The sequence below is a fragment of the Streptomyces sp. NPDC017943 genome (assembly GCF_044328425.1).
In the GTDB taxonomy this organism is placed as follows: Bacteria; Actinomycetota; Actinomycetes; order Streptomycetales; family Streptomycetaceae; genus Streptomyces; species Streptomyces djakartensis_A.
The window spans coordinates 20,264-37,778 of record NZ_JBIRHH010000007.1 but is presented as its reverse complement, the minus strand read 5'-3'; the positions used below and the strand labels follow the sequence as shown (position 1 = coordinate 37,778).

General features: G+C 73.1%; 17 protein-coding genes. 1 reads left to right on the top strand and 16 read right to left on the bottom strand.

From position 1 onward, the window contains the following. Positions 1–129: 129 nt before the first annotated feature. From der to aroH, 5 genes are all read right to left on the bottom strand, one after another. On the bottom strand, positions 130–1,623 hold the full coding sequence (gene der / locus ACH4C6_RS23010; RefSeq protein WP_398110469.1) for a ribosome biogenesis GTPase Der: 1,494 nt from the start codon (positions 1,621–1,623) through the stop codon (positions 130–132). An 80-nt stretch (positions 1,624–1,703) separates the two neighbouring features. Further along, positions 1,704–2,351 carry a lysophospholipid acyltransferase family protein gene (locus tag ACH4C6_RS23005; RefSeq protein WP_398110468.1) on the bottom strand — a complete coding sequence of 216 codons (648 nt, stop codon included), beginning with the start codon at positions 2,349–2,351 and terminating at the stop codon, positions 1,704–1,706. Further along, positions 2,348–3,028 carry a (d)CMP kinase gene (gene cmk, locus ACH4C6_RS23000; protein ID WP_398110467.1) on the bottom strand — a complete coding sequence of 227 codons (681 nt, stop codon included), beginning with the start codon at positions 3,026–3,028 and terminating at the stop codon, positions 2,348–2,350. The genes ACH4C6_RS23005 and cmk overlap by 4 nt, the downstream gene beginning before the upstream one ends. A 126-nt stretch (positions 3,029–3,154) precedes the next feature. After that, positions 3,155–4,240, bottom strand: coding sequence for a prephenate dehydrogenase (locus tag ACH4C6_RS22995; RefSeq protein WP_398110466.1), 1,086 nt, complete (start codon positions 4,238–4,240; stop codon positions 3,155–3,157). Then, on the bottom strand, positions 4,237–4,599 hold the full coding sequence (gene aroH, locus ACH4C6_RS22990) for a chorismate mutase (RefSeq protein ID WP_369198046.1): 363 nt from the start codon (positions 4,597–4,599) through the stop codon (positions 4,237–4,239). Before aroH ends, ACH4C6_RS22995 begins: the two co-directional genes overlap by 4 nt. A gap of 229 nt (positions 4,600–4,828) precedes the next feature. Between aroH and ACH4C6_RS22985 the strand changes: the two genes are divergently transcribed. Beyond that, on the top strand, positions 4,829–5,254 hold the full coding sequence (locus ACH4C6_RS22985) for a Rieske (2Fe-2S) protein (RefSeq protein WP_398110465.1): 426 nt from the start codon (positions 4,829–4,831) through the stop codon (positions 5,252–5,254). Positions 5,255–5,317: 63 nt separating this feature from the next. Here the strand turns inward: ACH4C6_RS22985 and ACH4C6_RS22980 are convergent, their stop codons facing one another. The 11 genes from ACH4C6_RS22980 to ACH4C6_RS22930 form a co-directional block, all read right to left on the bottom strand. Next, positions 5,318–6,076, bottom strand: a complete 759-nt coding sequence (locus tag ACH4C6_RS22980; protein WP_398110464.1) for a DNA polymerase beta superfamily protein — start codon at positions 6,074–6,076, stop codon at positions 5,318–5,320. A 3-nt stretch (positions 6,077–6,079) separates the two neighbouring features. Then, on the bottom strand, positions 6,080–7,099 hold the full coding sequence (locus ACH4C6_RS22975; protein WP_398110463.1) for an ADP-ribosylglycohydrolase family protein: 1,020 nt from the start codon (positions 7,097–7,099) through the stop codon (positions 6,080–6,082). Continuing rightward, a complete protein-coding gene (locus ACH4C6_RS22970; protein WP_398110462.1) occupies positions 7,096–7,824 on the bottom strand; it encodes an NUDIX hydrolase in 729 nt (242 codons plus the stop codon). Before ACH4C6_RS22970 ends, ACH4C6_RS22975 begins: the two co-directional genes overlap by 4 nt. Positions 7,825–7,877: 53 nt before the next feature. Next, positions 7,878–8,999, bottom strand: coding sequence for a pseudouridine synthase (locus ACH4C6_RS22965; protein WP_398110461.1), 1,122 nt, complete (start codon positions 8,997–8,999; stop codon positions 7,878–7,880). Then, entirely contained in the window at positions 8,999–9,685 is a 687-nt protein-coding gene (gene scpB / locus ACH4C6_RS22960; protein ID WP_398110460.1) for an SMC-Scp complex subunit ScpB, read from the bottom strand. The genes ACH4C6_RS22965 and scpB overlap by 1 nt, the downstream gene beginning before the upstream one ends. Next, positions 9,682–10,683, bottom strand: coding sequence for a segregation and condensation protein A (locus ACH4C6_RS22955; protein ID WP_398110788.1), 1,002 nt, complete (start codon positions 10,681–10,683; stop codon positions 9,682–9,684). Before ACH4C6_RS22955 ends, scpB begins: the two co-directional genes overlap by 4 nt. A 477-nt stretch (positions 10,684–11,160) precedes the next feature. Next, a complete protein-coding gene (locus ACH4C6_RS22950; protein WP_398110459.1) occupies positions 11,161–11,715 on the bottom strand; it encodes a hypothetical protein in 555 nt (184 codons plus the stop codon). Continuing rightward, positions 11,700–12,827 carry a ParA family protein gene (locus ACH4C6_RS22945; RefSeq protein WP_369198037.1) on the bottom strand — a complete coding sequence of 376 codons (1,128 nt, stop codon included), beginning with the start codon at positions 12,825–12,827 and terminating at the stop codon, positions 11,700–11,702. The genes ACH4C6_RS22950 and ACH4C6_RS22945 overlap by 16 nt, the downstream gene beginning before the upstream one ends. Positions 12,828–13,252: 425 nt before the next feature. Further along, positions 13,253–14,377: an alanine dehydrogenase gene (gene ald / locus ACH4C6_RS22940; RefSeq protein WP_398110458.1), complete on the bottom strand. Its 1,125-nt coding sequence runs from the start codon at positions 14,375–14,377 to the stop codon at positions 13,253–13,255. Between the two features lie 137 nt (positions 14,378–14,514). Beyond that, positions 14,515–16,554 carry a tetratricopeptide repeat protein gene (locus tag ACH4C6_RS22935; RefSeq protein WP_398110457.1) on the bottom strand — a complete coding sequence of 680 codons (2,040 nt, stop codon included), beginning with the start codon at positions 16,552–16,554 and terminating at the stop codon, positions 14,515–14,517. Positions 16,555–16,882: 328 nt separating this feature from the next. Beyond that, positions 16,883–17,509, bottom strand: coding sequence for an NUDIX domain-containing protein (locus ACH4C6_RS22930; RefSeq protein ID WP_398110456.1), 627 nt, complete (start codon positions 17,507–17,509; stop codon positions 16,883–16,885). Positions 17,510–17,515: the final 6 nt, after the last annotated feature.

Below are 17,515 nucleotides of genomic sequence, written 5' to 3'. Positions count from 1 at the left end.
GGCCCCCCGCGCCCCCCTAGCCCACCCCCCCCCCCCCCCCCCCGGGGGGGGGGGGGGGGCCCGGGGGGCCCCCCCCCCCCCGGGGGGGGCCCCCCCCCCCGGGGCGCCCCCCCCTCCTGCTGTGCCGTGCTACTTCTTGCGGCCGCGCTTCTCGCGCACCCGCACCGAGATGTGGATCGGCGTGCCCTCGAAGCCGAACTCCTCACGCAGCCGGCGCTCGATGAAGCGTCGGTAGCCCGCCTCGATGAACCCGGAGGCGAACAGCACGAACCGCGGCGGCTTGGTACCGGCCTGGGTGCCGAACAGGATGCGCGGCTGCTTGCCGCCCCGCACCGGGTGCGGGTGGGCGGCCACCAGCTCGCCCAGGAAGGCGTTCAGCCGGCCCGTCGGGACCCGGGTCTCCCAGCCGGCCAGGGCCGTCTCGATCGCCGGGACCAGCTTCTCCATGTGCCGGCCGGTGCGGGCCGAGACGTTCACCCGCGGCGCCCACGCGACCTGGCCGAGCTCGGTCTCGATCTCCCGCTCCAGGTAGTAGCGGCGCTCCTCGTCGAGGGTGTCCCACTTGTTGAACGCCATGACGACCGCGCGGCCCGCCTCGACGGCCATCGTGACGATCCGCTGGTCCTGCACCGAGATGGACTCGGTGGCGTCGATCAGGATGACGGCGACCTCCGCCTTCTCCACGGCGGCCGCGGTGCGCAGCGAGGCGTAGTAGTCGGCGCCCTGCTGGAGGTGGACCCGCTTGCGGATGCCCGCCGTGTCGACGAACTTCCAGGTCACACCGCCGAGTTCGATCAGCTCGTCGACGGGGTCGCGGGTCGTGCCGGCCAGCTCGTTGACGACGACGCGCTCCTCGCCGGCCACCTTGTTGAGCAGGGAGGACTTGCCGACGTTGGGGCGGCCGATCAGCGCGATGCGGCGCGGGCCGCCGATGCCGCCGCCGGCGAACGTCTCGCGCGGCGCCTCCGGCAGGACCTCGAGGACCTGGTCGAGCATGTCGCCGGTGCCCCGGCCGTGCAGCGCGGAGACCGGGTACGGCTCCCCCAGGCCCAGCGACCACAGGTAGGCCGCGTCAGCCTCGCCGCTCGGGCCGTCGACCTTGTTGGCGCACAGCACGACGGGCTTGCCGGCCTTGCGCAGCAGCCGCACGACGGCCTCGTCGGTGTCCGTGGCGCCGACCTTGGCGTCGACGACGAACACGACCGCGTCGGCGGCCTCGATGGCGTACTCGGCCTGGGCGGCGACGGAGGCGTCGATGCCGAGGACGTCCTGCTCCCAGCCGCCGGTGTCGACGACCTTGAAGCGGCGGCCCGCCCACTCGGCCTCGTAGGTCACGCGGTCGCGGGTGACGCCGGGCTTGTCCTCGACGACGGCCTCGCGGCGCCCGATGATGCGGTTCACGAGGGTCGACTTGCCCACGTTGGGGCGGCCGACGACGGCGAGCACGGGCAGCGGGCCGTGGCCCGCCTCCTCGAGAGCGCCCTCGACGTCCTCGAGGTCGAAGCCCTCCTCCGCGGCGAGCTCCATGAACTCCGCGAACTCGGCGTCGCCGAGCGCCCCGTGCTCGTGCTCGTGCGCGCCCTCGTACGCGTCCGAGCCGTCGGGCTGGCTGTGGTCGTTCATGAAGTCCGTACCTCGTCGTTCATCGTGGTGGTCGGTGGAGCACCCGCGGTCGGTGCGGCTGATCCACTACTCAGTGTCGCCTAGCGCCCGGTCAGGCGCCTGGCGTTTTCCAGGTGGGCGGCCAGTTGCTTCTGGATGCGCCCGGTGGCCTCGTCCAGCGCCTTGCGCGTGCGGCGGCCGCTGCCGTCGCCCGCCTCGAAGGGCTCGCCGAAGACGACGTCCACGCGCGAGCGCAGCGGGGGCAGCGCCTTTATCAACCGTCCGGGGCGCCCGGAACTTCCCAGCACGGCCACCGGTACGACCGGGGCCCCGCTGCGCACCGCGAAGTACGCCAGGCCCGCGCGCAGCGAGGCGAAGTCGCCCTCGCCCCGGGTGCCCTCCGGGAAGATGCCGAGCACGCCGCCGTCCTTCAGCACGCCGAGCGCCTGGGTGACGGCCGTGCGGTCGGGGGTGTCGCGGTCGACCTTGACCTGCCCGATGCCGAGCAGGAAGGGGTCGAGCGGGCCGACGAACGCCTCCTTCTTGATCAGGAAGTGCGTCGGCCGGGGTGCCACGCCCATGACCATCGGGCCGTCGATGTTGTGGGAGTGGTTGACCGCCAGGATCACCGGGCCCTGCGTGGGCACCCGCCAGGCGCCGAGCACGCGCGGTCTCCACAGCCCGTACATCAGGCCGACGCCGATGCGCCGCCCGACCTCCGCGCCGCGTGCCGAAGGCAGCTCGGTCACTTCCCGGCCCGCTTCTCCTCGACCAGGGTGACGACGCACTCGATGACCTGGTCGAGCGTGAGCTCGGTGGTGTCCACCTCGACGGCGTCGTCCGCCTTGGCGAGCGGCGAGGTCTTGCGGCTGGAGTCGGCGGCGTCCCGCTTGATCAGGGCCTCGCGGGTGGAGTTCACGTCGGCGCCCTTGAGCTCGCCGCTGCGGCGGGCGGCGCGCGCCTCCGCGGAGGCGGTGAGGAAGATCTTCAGGTCGGCGTCCGGCAGGACGGTGGTGCCGATGTCGCGGCCCTCGACGACGATGCCGCCTGGCGCGGAGGCCGCGATCGAGCGCTGCAGCTCGGTGATCCGGGCCCGCACCTCGGGCACCGCGCTGACCGCGCTGACCTTGGAGGTGACCTCCTGGGTGCGGATCGGGGCGGCCACGTCGACGCCGTCCACCGTGATGGTCGGCCCCTTCGGGTCGGTGCCGGAGACGATCTCGGGCTTGCCGGCGGCGGCCGCGATCGCGCCGGGGTCCTCGATGTCGATGCCGTTGTTCACCATCCACCAGGTGATCGCCCGGTACTGGGCGCCGGTGTCCAGGTAGCTCAGTCCGAGCTGCGCCGCCACGGCCTTGGAGGTGCTCGACTTGCCCGTGCCCGACGGGCCGTCGATGGCGACAATCACTGGCGTGGCGCTTTCCACTGTGGGGACCTTCCTGAACCGGGCCTGAGGGGGTGAGGGCGCGACCGCCCCGCACAAGGTTACTGGGTACGCGTCACTCGTCCGGCCGCGCGTCCCGGGGCCCCGCGGCCGCCGGCCGCGCACCCCCTACTGCCGCAGGGCCCAGCCCCGCTCCCGCAGCGCGGCACTGAGCACCGGCACCGCCTTCGGCTCCACGATCAGCTGCACGAGACCGGCCTGCTGCCCCGTCGCGTGCTCGATCCGCACGTCCTCGATGTTGACGCCGGCCTGCCCCGCGTCGGCGAAGATCCGCGCCAGCTGTCCCGGCTGGTCGTCGATGAGTACGGCCACGACCTCGTAGGCCCGTGGGGCGGACCCGTGCTTGCCGGGCACGCGGACCTGCCCGGCGTTGCCCCGCCGCAGCACGTCCTCGATCCCGCCGGCGCCCGTGCGCCGTTCGTCCTCGTCGGACGACTGCAGGGCGCGCAGGGCCCGTACGGTCTCCGCCAGGTCCGCTGCGACGTCCGTGAGCAGGTCGGCGACCGGCGCCGGGTTCGCGGAGAGGATGTCGATCCACATGCCTGGGTCGGAGGCTGCGATCCGCGTCACGTCCCGGATGCCCTGCCCGCACAGCCGCACCGCGGACTCCTCGGCGTGCTCCAGACGCGCGGCGACCAGGCTGGAGACCAGGTGCGGCATGTGGGAGACGAGGGCGACGGCACGGTCGTGGGCGTCGGCGTCCATCACGACCGGCACGGCCCGGCAGTGCGAGACCAGCTCCAGCGCGAGGTTCAGCACCTCGGTGTCGGTGTCCCGGGTCGGCGTCAGCACCCAGGGGCGGCCCTCGAAGAGGTCGCCGGTCGCGGCGAGCGGGCCGGACTTCTCCCGGCCCGACATCGGGTGGGTGCCGATGTACGCCGAGAGGTCGAGGCCGCGTGCCTCCAGCTCGCGGCGCGGCCCGCCCTTGACGCTGGCGACGTCGAGGTAGCCGCGCCCGGCACCCCGGCGCATGGCGTCGGTCAGCACGTCGGCCACGTGCGCGGGGGGCGCGGCGACGATCACCAGGTCGACGGGCCCGTCGGGGGCCTCGTCCGTGCCGGCGCCGAGTGCGGCCGCCGTGCGGGCCTGCTCGGGGTCGTGGTCGGCGAGGTGCACGGTGACGCCCCGCTGGGCCAGGGCGAGGGCGGCCGACGTGCCGATGAGCCCGGCTCCGACGACGAGTGCGGTTCTCACTGGGCGATGTCCTTGCGCAGGGCGGCCGCGGCGCCGAGGTAGACGTGGGCGATGCCGGAGCGGGGCCGGTCGGACTCGATGTGCGCGAGGACCCGGACGACCCGGGGCATGGCGCCCTCGATGTCCAGCTCCTGGGCGCAGATCAGCGGGACGTCGACGATGCCCAGCTTGCGGGCGGCGGCCGCCGGGAAGTCGCTGTGCAGGTCGGGTGTGGCCGTGAACCAGATGCTGATCAGGTCGTCGGCGCTGAGGTCGTTGCGTTCCAGGATGGCCGTGAGCAGGGCTCCGACCTGCTCGTCCATGTGCCCGGCCTCGTCCCGTTCGAGTTGGACGGCGCCCCGGACCGCTCGTACCGCCACGGCGATGCTCCTTGCTGACGTACGTGTCGCTGTTGTCCGGCCAGCCTAGTCAGCCCGTGCGGGCCGGGTGCGCGGCGCCCGCCCGGTGAGACGCCGGGACGGCGGCCCGTTGGGTATTTTCGTGGCAGCGGCCCGGAATGCCCCTTTTTCCGGCCACTCCTTACGTTTCCCTTTCTCCCTGTTCTTCTGATTCTCGGTTTCTCGGTTTCTCGACATCCGGAGTGACGACATGACGTACGAGACCACGCGGCGCATGGTTCTCCTGGCGACGGGGGCGACGGGCGCGGCGGTGTTCGCCGCCGCCTGCGGCGGGGGCGGAGACGGCTCCTCGTCGGCCGAGTCCCCCGCCGACGAGGGCACGAAGGCCGGCGGGCGGCTCGCCGCCACCGGTGACATCCCGGTCGGCGGGGGCAGGATCTTCAAGGACGAGAAGGTGGTGGTCACCCAGCCCGAGAAGGGGCAGTTCAAGGCCTTCTCGGCGATCTGCACCCACCGGCAGTGCCTGGTGGGCTCCGTCTCCGACGGCACGATCGACTGCCCCTGCCACGGCAGCCGCTTCCGCGTCTCCGACGGGTCCGTCGTCAACGGCCCGGCGACGCAGCCGCTGCCCGCGGAGCAGATCACGGTGGAGGGAGGTTCGATCCGCCTGGCCTGATCGCCGCGCGTACGTTCCCGGGGGCATGCAGCCCGAGAGCCTGATTCGCGGCCACGCCGCGCCTCAGCCCTGCAACCGGACCCGTACGACGAGGTCGTGCAGGGCGTCGTGGGCGGTGGGGGCCGGCGGCAGGGCCGAGTCCTGCTGCGCGGCGTCCAGCACCGCGTGCAGCCGCTCGACGTCCTCGAGCACGCGCGCCCGGTCGACCCCGGCCGGGCCGTGTTCGCGCTCGGCCTTCGCCGCGATGAGCTCCGGCAGGCAGGCGGGCGCGTCGACCTCGCCGATCAGCGTCGGCAGGTGCGCCTGCACCTCGCCGCTGCGCATCAGGTGGATGCCGGTGAGCAGGACGCGGAACGTGTAGAGCAGCGGCTTGAGTTCGCCGGTCCTGTCGAACAGCCGCCACTGGGTCTTCGCGAAGCCCCGGTAGTGGTGGGCGTGGTGGCTGGTGAGGACGCCGGGGGCGAGCGCGGCCAGTTCGCGGTGCGTGTCGGTGGTGTGCACGACGAGCGGGGAGAGCAGCTGCTCCAGCACGTAGCCGTTGCGGCGCAGCATCAGGCGGACGAACTTGCGCAGGTCGTGCGTGACGAGGTCCATCTCGATCCCGTCGCGGTCCCACATGAGGGAGCGCGTCTCCTGGGGCTCGCGCAGGCCGACCAGGTCGGCGGCCGGCAGCAGGTGCACGCCGCGCAGGTCCACGTCCGAGTCGCGGGACGGGAAACCGTAGAGGTGGGCTCCGGAGACGGTGGCGAACAGCACCGGGTCGGGCTGCTCGGCCACCACCGGGCTCAGGTCGACGCCCATGGCGTCCAGGGTGCCGGTCATGGCTCACGCGTCCCAGAGGGCGCCGAGCGCGACGAGGTCGCCGCGGTACTCGATGCGGTCGGCCCACTCGGCCGGCCAGGCCTCCGCGCCCAGGTACGCGCCGGCGAAGGCGCCGGCCAGGCAGGCGAGGGAGTCCGAGTCGCCGGCGGTGCAGGCGGCGCGGCGCAGGGCCGTCAGGGGCTCGTCGACGAAGAGCAGGAAGCACAGCAGCCCGGTCGCCAGGGCCTCCTCCGCGATCCAGCCCTCGCCGGTGGCCAGGCACGGGTCGGTCTCCGGCGAGACGGTGCGCACGGCGTGCTGGAGCCGGTCGAGGATCGCCAGGCACTCGTCCCAGCCCCGCGCGATGTACTGCTCCGGACCCGGGTCCCCGGCCCGCCGCCACAGGTCGCCGAGCCAGCGCTCGTGGTAGTGGCCGCGGTTCTCCAGGGCGTACGAGCGCAGGCGCCCGACCAGGCCGGTCGGTTCGGTGCCCCGGGCGAGCAGGTGGACGGCGTGCGCGGTGAGGTCGGAGGCGGCCAGGGCGGTGGGGTGCCCGTGGGTGAGGGCGGACTGCAACTGGGCGGCCCCCGCACGCTGTTCGTCGCTCAGGCCGGGGACCAGGCCCAGGGGCGCGACGCGCATGTTGGCGCCGCAGCCCTTGGAGTGGATCTGGCTGGCGTCCTGCCAGGGGAGGTCGGTCCGTTCGAGCAGGGCGCAGGCCCGCAGGCAGGTGTTGCCGGGGGCGCGGTTGTTCTCCGGGGAGCGGTTCCAGGCGATGAACTCCCGGCGTACGGCCTCGGCCATGCTCGCGGGTTCGAGCACGCCCCGGTCCATGGCGGTCCGCAGGCCCCGCCCCAGCGCCAGCGTCATCTGCGTGTCGTCGGTGACGATCGCCGGCGTCGGCAGCTCCATCCGCCGCCAGGGGCCGCACTTGGCGAGGATCGCCGGTACGTCGTGGAACTCGGTCGGGAACCCGAGCGCGTCCCCGAGGGCGAGACCCGTCAGTGCGCCGGTGGCGGCTTGTTTGTGGACGAGGGTGGTCATGCGGGGCGTCCTTCCCGGGTCGGCCGCAGGAGAGGCGGGTGGAGTGCGGTGGCGGTGCCGGCGCGGTAGAGCGCGGCGGGCTTGCCCCGGCCGCCGGTCAGCCGGGCGGCACCGGGGACGGGTTCGACGAAGCCGGGGGTGGCGAGCACCTTGCGCCGGAAGTTGGGCCGGTCGAGTCCGGTGGCCCAGACGGCCTCGTAGACCTGCTGGAGCTCGCCGAGGGTGAACTCGGGCGGGCAGAAGGCGGTGGCGAGGCAGGTGTACTCGAGCTTGGCGCCCACCCGGTCGTGCGCGTCGGCCAGGATGCGGTCGTGGTCGAAGGCGAGCGGCCCGGCCGTGCCGTACGGCACCCAGCGGGCCTGGGCCGCGTCGCTGCCGCCGTGCGCCTCGGGGGCGTCGGGCAGCAGCGCGGCGAACGCGACCGACACGACCCGCATCCGCGGGTCGCGGCCGGGTTCGCTGTAGGTGCGCACCTGCTCCAGGTGCAGCCCGGAGACGTCGGACAGGCCGGTCTCCTCGGCGAGTTCGCGCCGTGCGGCCGTCTCCGCGGACTCGTCCGGCTGCACGAACCCGCCGGGCAGTGCCCACCGTCCCGCGTACGGTTCCTGCCCGCGTTCGACGAGGAGGGCGTGGAGGACGCCCTCGCGCAGGGTGAACACGGCGAGGTCGGCGGTGACGGCGAACGGTTCGTGGGCGTACTTGTCGTAGCCGTCCACGACCCCCACCCCCTTTTATAGTCAGGACGACTATAAAAGGGGGTGGGGGTGGCTCACAAGGCCTAGAGGTCGACTTCCTGCATCAGCATGCCGACCTCGGTGTTGGACAGCCGGCGCAGCCAGCCCGACTTCTGGTCGCCCAGGGTGATCGGCCCGAAGGCGACCCGCACCAGCTTGTCGACCGGGAAGCCGGCCTCCGCCAGCATCCGGCGCACGATGTGCTTGCGGCCCTCGTGGAGCGTCACCTCGACCAGGTAGTTCTTGCCGGTCTGCTCCACCACCCGGAAGTGGTCCGCGCGCGCGTAACCGTCCTCCAGCTGGATGCCGTCCTTGAGCTTCTTGCCCAGGTCGCGCGGGATGGGGCCGACGATGTGCGCGAGGTAGGTCTTCTTCACGCCGTACTTCGGGTGGGTCAGCCGGTGCGCCAGCTCGCCGTGGTTGGTGAGCAGGATGACGCCCTCGGTCTCGGTGTCGAGCCGGCCCACGTGGAAGAGCCGGGTCTCGCGGTTGGTGACGTAGTCACCGAGGCACTGCCGGCCCTCGGGGTCCTCCATCGTGGACACGACCCCGGCGGGCTTGTTCAGCGAGAAGAACTGGAAGCGCTGCGTGGCGACGGTCAGGCCGTCGACCTTGATCTCGTCCTTCTCGGGGTCGACCCGCTTGCCCTGCTCCAGGACGATCTCGCCGTTGACCTCGACGCGGGCCTGCTCGATCAGCTCCTCGCAGGCGCGCCGGGAGCCGAAGCCGGCCCGGGCGAGGACCTTCTGCAGCCGCTCGCCCTCCTGCTCGGCGCCGGGGAAGGTCTTGGGGAGCTTGACCTCCGGCTTGCCGGCGTAGCGGTCGCGGTTGCGCTCCTCCGTCCGCGCCTCGTACTCACGCGAGCGCGCGGGGGCCGTCCGTCCGCCGGAGCGCTGCCCCTGCTTGGGGCCGCCCTTGGCACCGCCGCGGGCGGAGGGGCCGCGTCCCCACTTCGGGCCGTCCTGCGTCGCGCCGGGGCCGACGTCGTAGCGCCGCTCCTCCGGGCGCGGCTTCTTCGGACGGCCGCTGCCCTGCTTGTCGTCGCGGTTGTTGCCGGCGCCGCGGTAGTTGCCGCGGCCACCGCCACTCCCGCCGCGGCCGCCGCTGTTGCCACCACGGCTCCCGCCGTTGTTTCCGCTGCTGTTCCTGCCGCTGCTGCTTCGCATCAAAGTTCCGTCTGGTCGTCTTCGTCGTCGGTCCCCGGGCTCACCGGGCGGCCCGGCGCGTCGTCGTCGGGCGCGTCCGGATCGAACGACGGTACGCCCTCCTGGGTCTCGGCCTCGATCGCCTCCGCCTCCGGGAGGAAGGGCGCGAGCTCCGGGAGCTCGTCCAGACCGCGCAGGCCCATCCGCTCCAGGAAGTAGTTCGTCGTCCTGTACAGGATCGCACCTGTTTCGGGTTCCGTGCCCGCCTCCTCCATCAGACCGCGCTGGAGGAGGGTGCGCATGACACCGTCGCAGTTCACTCCGCGCACGGCGGAGACCCGGCTGCGGCTGACCGGCTGGCGGTAGGCGACGACGGCGAGGGTCTCCAGGGCGGCCTGGGTAAGCCGGGCCTGCTGGCCGTCCAGCACGAAGCGCTCGACGGCCGGGGCGTAGGCGGCCCGCGTGTAGAAGCGCCAGCCGCCCGCGACGTACCGCAGCTCGAAGCCGCGTCCCTGTGCGCTGTACTCGTCGGCCAGCTCGCGCAGCGCGTCCGCGATCCGGCGCCTGGGCCGCTCCAGGATCTTCGCCAGGTGCTCCTCGGTCGCGGGTTCGTCCACGACCATGAGGACCGCCTCCAGGGCGGGCTTGAGGTCGAGGTCCGCGACACCGCGGGTGCCGGCCGGCAGGCCGTCGGTCGGCTGGCTCACGTCTTCTCCTCCTTCGGCGGCTCGGGCGGCCGGTCGAACTCGTCCGTGACGGCCGGCGCCTCGTCCCCGTCGCCGCCGGTCCACCGCACGAGCAGGTCGCCCAGTGCCGTCTCCTGCTCCAGTGCGACGGCCTTCTCGCGGTACAGCTCCAGCAGGGCCAGGAAGCGGGCCACGACCGTCAGGGTGTCGTCCGTGTCCTCGACGAGCACCCGGAAGCTGGCCTCGCCGAGGTCCCGCAGCCGGGCCACGACGACCTGCGCCTGCTCCTGCACACTGACCAGGGGGGCGTGGATGTGGTCGACGTACACCTGCGGCTCGGGCCGCGGCTGCATCGCCTTGACGGCCAGCCTGGCGAACCCCTCCGCCCCGATGCTGATGACCACCTCGGGCAGCAGCTCGGCGTGCTGCGGCTCCAGCCCGACGGTGCGCGGGTAGCGCCGGCCCTCCTCGACCAGCCGGCCGTGGAAGATGTCGGCGATCTGCTTGTACGCGCGGTACTGCAGCAGCCGCGCGAAGAGCAGGTCCCGGGCCTCCAGCAGGGCGAGGTCGCCCTCGTCCTCCACCTCGGCGGCGGGCAGCAGCCGGGCCGCCTTCAGGTCCAGCAGCGTGGCTGCGACCACCAGGAACTCGGTCGTCTCGTCCAGGTCCCAGTCCGGCCCCAGCGCCCGGATGTGGGCCATGAACTCGTCGGTCACCTTGGACAGCGCGACCTCGGTGACGTCCAGCTTGTGCTTGGAGATCAGCTGGAGCAGCAGGTCGAAAGGCCCCTCGAAGTTGGCGAGCCGGACCTTGAAGACCTTGCCGTCACCGTCGACGCCGTCGCTCGCCCCGGTCTCGACGGCGGGGTCTGCGACAGGCGTGCCGGTCCCGGCAGCGAGCACCGCGGTCGCCACCGCCCCCTGGGGAGCCGCGGCGGCCTCCTCGGCGCCGGCACCCGGCCCGTCCGAGCGACCCGCTCCGGCGCCGGGCCCGGATGCGAATGCCCCGGACTCGGGCACGACGGCCTCGGAAGCCCCGGACTCGGGCACGACAGCCCCGGAAGCCCCGGACGCGGGCACGACAGCCTCGGAAGCGGCGGACTCGGGCACGACAGCCCCGGAAGCCCTGTACGCGGGCACCACGGCCTCGGGGCCGGCAAACCCGGGCGCGCGGCTCGGACCGGTCGCCGTGACCGCCGCCTCCGACGCGGCCGGGACCCGCGGTCCCCCAGCGGCGGGCGGCTCCCCCGCGACGGCCCACCGGGCAGCCTCAGCCGCCCCGGGCGACGGGACACCGGCGCTCGCGGGGCCGGCCGTCTCGGGGGCCGCATCTGCGCGCGGCTCGTCGGGGGCCTCCTGCGGTTCCCCGGGCCGGTCCGTGTGCGGCGGCTCGGGCCGGGGAGCCCCCGGGCCCCTCCCCAGCGCACGCCTGCGGCCGGCCGGGCCGCCGGGGGGTGGTGGGGAGACGTTCGAGGTCATGACCCCCGCAGGCTACCGCTACCGCCCGCGCAGCCGTCGTACGAGGATGCTGGCGTCTCCCCGGGTCTCCAGGTCGGCGAGGACCACCGCGACCGCCTCGCGGACGATGCGCCCGCGGTCGACGGCCAGGCCGTGCTCGCCGCGGAGCACGAGCCGGGCGTGCTCCAGGTCCATGAGCTCCTCGGCGGACACGTACACGGTGATCTTCTCGTCGTGCCGCTCACGGCCGCTGGGCCGGCGTGCGGCCGCCCGTCCGCGCTTGCGCGGGGCCGCCGCGTCCGCGGCAGAACCTTCCTGCGCCGCCGGCCGCCGGCCGGAGCCGGAACGGCTGCGGGACTCCGCGGCCTCGGACCGGTCCGTGTCCGCCGCGACGTGCTCCGCACCCTCGCCGTCGCCGCCCTGCGCGGGCACCGACTGCGGGGCGTCCTCCGCCGCCGCGCCGCCCTCCCCCGCCGGAGCGGGCACCCGGGCGTCGCCGTTGGCCGGACGCCGGGGCGAGGACGGCTGCAGCCCCATCCCCCCTGTCGTACGGAAGAGTTCGTCGGCCCCCGGCAGACTCACTCGGCGTGACACCGGGCGAGCACCTCCCTGGCGAGCTGGCGGTAGGCGGCGGCACCGACGGAGTTGGAGGCGTACGTGGTGATCGGCTCACCGGCGACCGTGGTCTCCGGGAACCGGACCGTGCGCCCGATGACCGTGTGGTAGACGTGGTCGTCGAACGCCTCGACGACCCGCGCGAGCACCTCACGGCTGTGCACCGTGCGCGAGTCGTACATCGTGGCGAGGATCCCGTCGAGCTCCAGGTCGGGGTTGAGCCGCTCCTGGACCTTCTCGATGGTCTCGGTCAGCAGGGCCACACCGCGCAGCGCGAAGAACTCGCACTCCAGCGGCACGATCACCTTGTGCGCGGCCGTCAGGGCGTTGACCGTGAGCAGGCCGAGCGAGGGCTGGCAGTCGATGACGATGAAGTCGTAGTCGTCCAGCAGCGGCTTGAGGGCGCGCTGCAGCGTCGACTCGCGGGCGACCTCGGAGACGAGCTGGACCTCGGCCGCCGACAGGTCGATGTTGCTGGGCAGCAGGTCCATGTTGGGGACCGCCGTCTTCAGCAGCACCTCGTCGGCCGCCATCCCCCGCTCCATGAGCAGGTTGTAGACGGTGAGGTCGAGCTCCATCGGGTTGACGCCGAGTCCGACCGACAGCGCGCCCTGCGGGTCGAAGTCCACGAGCAGGACACGGCGTCCGTACTCCGCGAGCGCGGCACCCAGGTTGATGGTCGACGTGGTCTTGCCGACGCCGCCCTTCTGGTTGCACATCGCGATGATCTTCGCGGGTCCGTGGTCGGTCAGCGGGCCCGGGATCGGGAAGTACGGCAGCGGGCGCCCGGTCGGGCCGACGCGCTCCCGGCGCTGTCTGGCCGCGTCGGGCGCGAGAGTGGCCGCGTACTCCGGATCGGGCTCGTACTCCGCGTCGGGGTCGTAGAAGTGCCCCTCGGGCAGTTCGTCGTAGTCGGCGAAGTGGTTGTGGGGCGCGCCACTTCCGTCGCCGGCCATGGCGTTCACGTGATGGCCATCCATCTTCTGGTGTGCTGTGTGAGTCGCCTGCTGACTCTGGTGGGCTGCGAAGGTGCGCACAGCGACGGAGCCGACAGCCGCGAAGCCCGCGGGCTCCTGGTCCCGTGCAGGCATTCCTGGTTGACCACCTCCGGGAGTAAATGTCGACTCATTCACAAGTCGTCTTACCTCCTTGGTGACCAGGAAACTTCTAGACAGGTCAGCGTGGCACCATGCCGACGGTTGGCGACTCTATGGCGTGTCGGGCGTCCGCAGCAACACAATCCGCCGGACCCGGCCCGATGTGTCGGCAATGAAACATCCCGCTGTCAAGGGCGTACGGCCGTCGCACGGCAGGTTTCACCGGTGTGCGAATCGGTTGAAGGGTTACGTTCGAGGCGAGTTGCCCGAGAACCGCGAAGTGACCATACACACATCCGGCCGGACCTTGCGGGCAAGGTCCGGCCGGATGCGCGGCGTTGACGACGTGTGTTGACGTATCGCCTTTGCCGTGGGGTGACTTAGCCGACTTACCGGCTGCCGGGGTGTCGGTGCGCGGCTCAGCCGAGCAGCGAGGACAGCTCGACGTGCTCCACGCCGTGCGCCTCCGCGACCTCGCGGTAGACGACCTTGCCGTCATGCGTGTTGAGGCCCTTGGCCAGCGCCGGGTCGCGGCGCAGCGCGTCCACCCAGCCGTGGTTGGCCAGTTCGACGATGTAGGGCAGCGTGGCGTTGGTCAGCGCGTAGGTGGAGGTGTTGGGCACCGCGCCGGGCATGTTGGCGACGCAGTAGAAGACCGACTCGTGGACCTTGAAGGCCGGTTCGGCGTGCGTGGTCGGACGGGAGTCCTCGAAGCAGCCGCCCTGGTCGATCGCGATGTCGACAAGAACACTTCCGGGCTTCATGCGCGAGACCAGCTCGTTGGTGACCAGCTTCGGGGCCTTGGCGCCGGGGATCAGCACCGCGCCGATGACGAGGTCGGCCTCCAGGCAGGCCTTCTCCAGCTCGAAGGCGTTGGAGACGACGGTCTGGATCTTCGTGCCGAAGATCTTGTCGGCCTCGCGGAGCTTGTTGATGTCCTTGTCGAGCAGGGTCACGTGGAAGCCCATGCCGATGGCGATCTGCGCGGCGTTCCAGCCGGAGACACCGCCGCCGATGACGACGGCACGGCCGGCCAGCACGCCGGGGACGCCGCCGGGCAGCACACCGCGGCCGCCGTTGGCGCGCATCAGGTGGTAGGCGCCGACCTGCGGGGCCAGCCGGCCCGCGACCTCGGACATCGGCGCGAGCAGGGGCAGCGCGCGGTTCGGCAGCTCGACGGTCTCGTAGGCGATGGCCGTGGTGCCGGACTCCAGCAGGGCGTCGGTGCACTCCTTGGACGCGGCCAGGTGCAGGTAGGTGAAGAGCGTCTGGTCCTTGCGGAGGCGGTGGTACTCCTCGGCGATGGGCTCCTTGACCTTCAGCAGCAGGTCGGCGGCGGCCCAGACCTCGTCGGCGGTGTCCAGGATCTGGCCACCGGCGGCGACGTACTCCTCGTTCGTGATCGAGGAGCCGACGCCGGCGTCGCGCTCGATGACGACCTCGTGGCCGTGGCGCACCAGCTCGTGCACGCCGGCGGGGGTGATGGCCACCCGGAACTCGTTGTTCTTGACCTCGCGGGGGATGCCGACCTTCACGTCGATCACGGTCCTTGGCTCAGAGGGTATGGGGGGTATTTCTCAGACATACCCGGGCACGCACGGGCACACCGGGAGAGACCGCAGGGAACGTGCGGCAGAGCCAGTCTAATGAAGGCGTTCCACCTGTCTAGCCTTTCATTGCATCAATCTTCAGCGGATGCGGTACGGATTTCGCAGGCGTCTGGGTCGTTTTGCAGGTTTGAGCCGCCCAGAATCTGCTCTGCGGCACTGCGGTGCAGCCCGGCCGAGGCCGGATCCCCGAGGCGTTCCAGGGTCTCGGCCGCCCGCTGGTGCAGGGCCGCCTGGAGGCGCGGGTCCTCCGCCCGCCGCGCCCACTCCACGGCCTCCCGGCAGGTACGCAGCGACTCCTCGGACCGGCCGGCGTACTCCTGGACCCGTGCCAGCTCGCCCAGCGCCCGCGCCTGGGCGCCCGCGTCGCCGCCCCTGCGGTGTCCGGCGACCGCGGCGCGCCAGTTCCGCAGGGCCTCGCCGTAGCGGCCCGCGACGGTGTGCGCGGCGGCGATGCGCCCGTACAGCCGGGCGGCGTCGGCGCGCTCGCCGCGGGCGAGCCGCTCGACCAGGGCCCGGCCGAACCAGTCGGCGGCCCGGTCGACGTCCCCGAGCTCCAGGTGCGCCGCCCCTACGGATTCCATCGCGCGGCCGGTCGCGTACGGGTCGTTCACCTCGCGTCCGGCGTCCAGCGCGTCCCGGTAGCGCACCAGGGCGTCCTCGGTACGGCCGCTCCGCGCGTCCAGGTCGCCGAGGTTCAGCAGGGCGGCGGCGCGCTCGCGGGGCAGGTTCCGCCGCGCGGCCACGTCGAGGACCAGGCTGTGGATCTCGTACAGGTCGGGCGCCGCGGCCCGGGTGCCGACGTGGGCCGCCGTGGCCCGCACCAGCTGGGACATCAGACGCCGGGCCAGGGTGTCCAGCTCGCCGTCGGCCACCGCGAGCCGAGCGGCGGCCAGCAGGGCGGGCCGGGTCAGCCGCAGCCACTCCGCGGCCGCCCGGGGTGTGGGGAAGCGCAGGGTGCGCGGCATCTCCAGAAGCTTCTGGCGGGCCTGCGGGCTGTCGGTCTCGGTGATCGCCCGGCAGGCCTGGAGCAGCCGCACGATCCGCTCCAGCATGCGGGCGCGGGCGAGCTGGAGCTCGGCGGGACGTTCGTGGTGCGCGGCGAGGACCCGCAGCTCGGGGTGGAGGCACGCGGGCACCTCGTACTGCGGCAGCGGGCAGTCGACGGCGTGCAGGAAGCCCAGGGCCACGAAGTCGTCGAGGATGCCGCGGGCGCTGTCGACCGAGCAGCCGGCCAGCGCGGAGGCCGTCTGCGGGTCGACCAGCCCGGCCGGGGCGAGGGCGAGCAGGCGCAGCATCCGGGCGGCGCTCGCGGGCAGTGCGGCGTGGGCGAGCCGGAACACCCTCGTCAGGGCGGTGCCCTCGGCGTCCTCCGCGCGCAGCTGCTTGGCCAGGTCGGAAACAGCCGCGTTGGGCCGGGCCGCCAGCCAGCCGCCCGCCAGCACCAGCGCCGCCGGCTGCCCCTGGCACTCCTCGGCGAGCCCCTCGGCGGCCCGCGGATCGACGGTGACGCGGACGGAACCGGTGTGCCGGGCCAGCAGCTCCACCCCCGACTTCGCGTCCAGTCCGCCCAGGGTGCAGGGGCGGACGTCGGAGATGCCGGTCAGCGGACCTTCGGAGACCGCGACGACGAGGCAGTCCGGGCTGTCGGGCAACAGGGCGTCGACCTGCTCGGCGTCCGCCGCGTCGTCCAGCAGGAGCAGGACCCGGCGGTCGGCCAGAGCGGTGCGCAGGGCGTCGGTGAGGTCGTCCTCGCCGGCTCCGGCCGGGGCCGGCTCCTCCAGGGCGGCGAGCAGGTCCCGCGCGGCGCGCTCCACGGGTACGGGGGTGCCGTCGGGGTCGGTCAGGCGGGCGCGCAGCACCCCGTCGGGGTAACGGTCCGCGACCTGCCGGACGAGTTCCGCGGCCAGTGCGGTGCGGCCGGATCCGGGCCGGCCGGCGATGAGCAGCACCCGCGCGCGGGGCGCCTTGCGGCCGGCCAGGGTGTCCAGTCCGGCGCGCTCGATGTCGGCGCGCAGTTCCTTCAACTCCCGTGTGCGGCCCAGGAACTCGGGCTGCACGGCAGTGCTCCCGGCCGGACGCGCGTCGTCCGTCTTCACGACCTGATCCGTCACGGGCCACACTCCCGTCCCACCGCACACGCCAGCCCGCCGGGACTCCGGTTCGGGCGTGCCCCAGAGCCTAGTTCACGCTCTGCAACGCCCCCGGAGGAGCACGACGGGCACGACGGACACGTCCCCCGATCGGATCAGCAGATCGTACGACCGAACACCGCCCCACCCCCGAAAGGAGCCCGCCCACCCACGAAGCCCCCCGGGGGACCCGCCGCCCAGCCGCCACCCACCCAGGGCCGCGGGGAACTGCGCAACGAACCACGACGGCGCCGCACCCGCCGACAGCCGGCACAACCCCACCCGTCGCCCCGCCACACCCGGCGGAGCGCTACACCTCGAACGGCCGCGCCGGCCAGGCAGCCTGAGCCGGCCGCAACGCGTCGAGCCCGTCCCCGGACCGCGCGGCGACCAGGGACAGCACCCCCACGACCAGGCAGTTGTTGTGCAGCTCACCGGCGAGCACACCCCGCACCAGGTCCTCGACCGGCACCCGGTCGAGTTCCATGTCGGCCTCCTCCTCCGCGACCGCGAACCGCTCACCCACCGCCTCGGACAGATCCCGGGCGAGGAAGATGCGCACGGCTTCGTCGCAGCCGCCCGGCGTGGTGTAGACGTCGGTCAGCACCCGCCAGTCCTCGGCCTTGACGTGGGCCTCCTCGTACAGCTCGCGCTGCGCCGCGTGCAGCGGGTTCTCGCCGGGGACGTCGAGCAGACCGGCCGGGATCTCCCACAGCTTGTGGCGCACGGGGTGGCGGTACTGGCGCAGGACCAGGACGCGGTCGGCCTCGTCGAGGGCGAGGACGGCCACGGAGCCGGGGTGGACCTGGTAGTCACGGCCGACCACGGTGCCGTCGGGCATGACCACGTCGTCGGTGCGCACGGAGGTCTTGTTTCCCACGAACGGAGTGTTCGTCGCCCGGACTTCCCACTCCTCGGGAGTGTCCTTGATCGTCATGCCTGT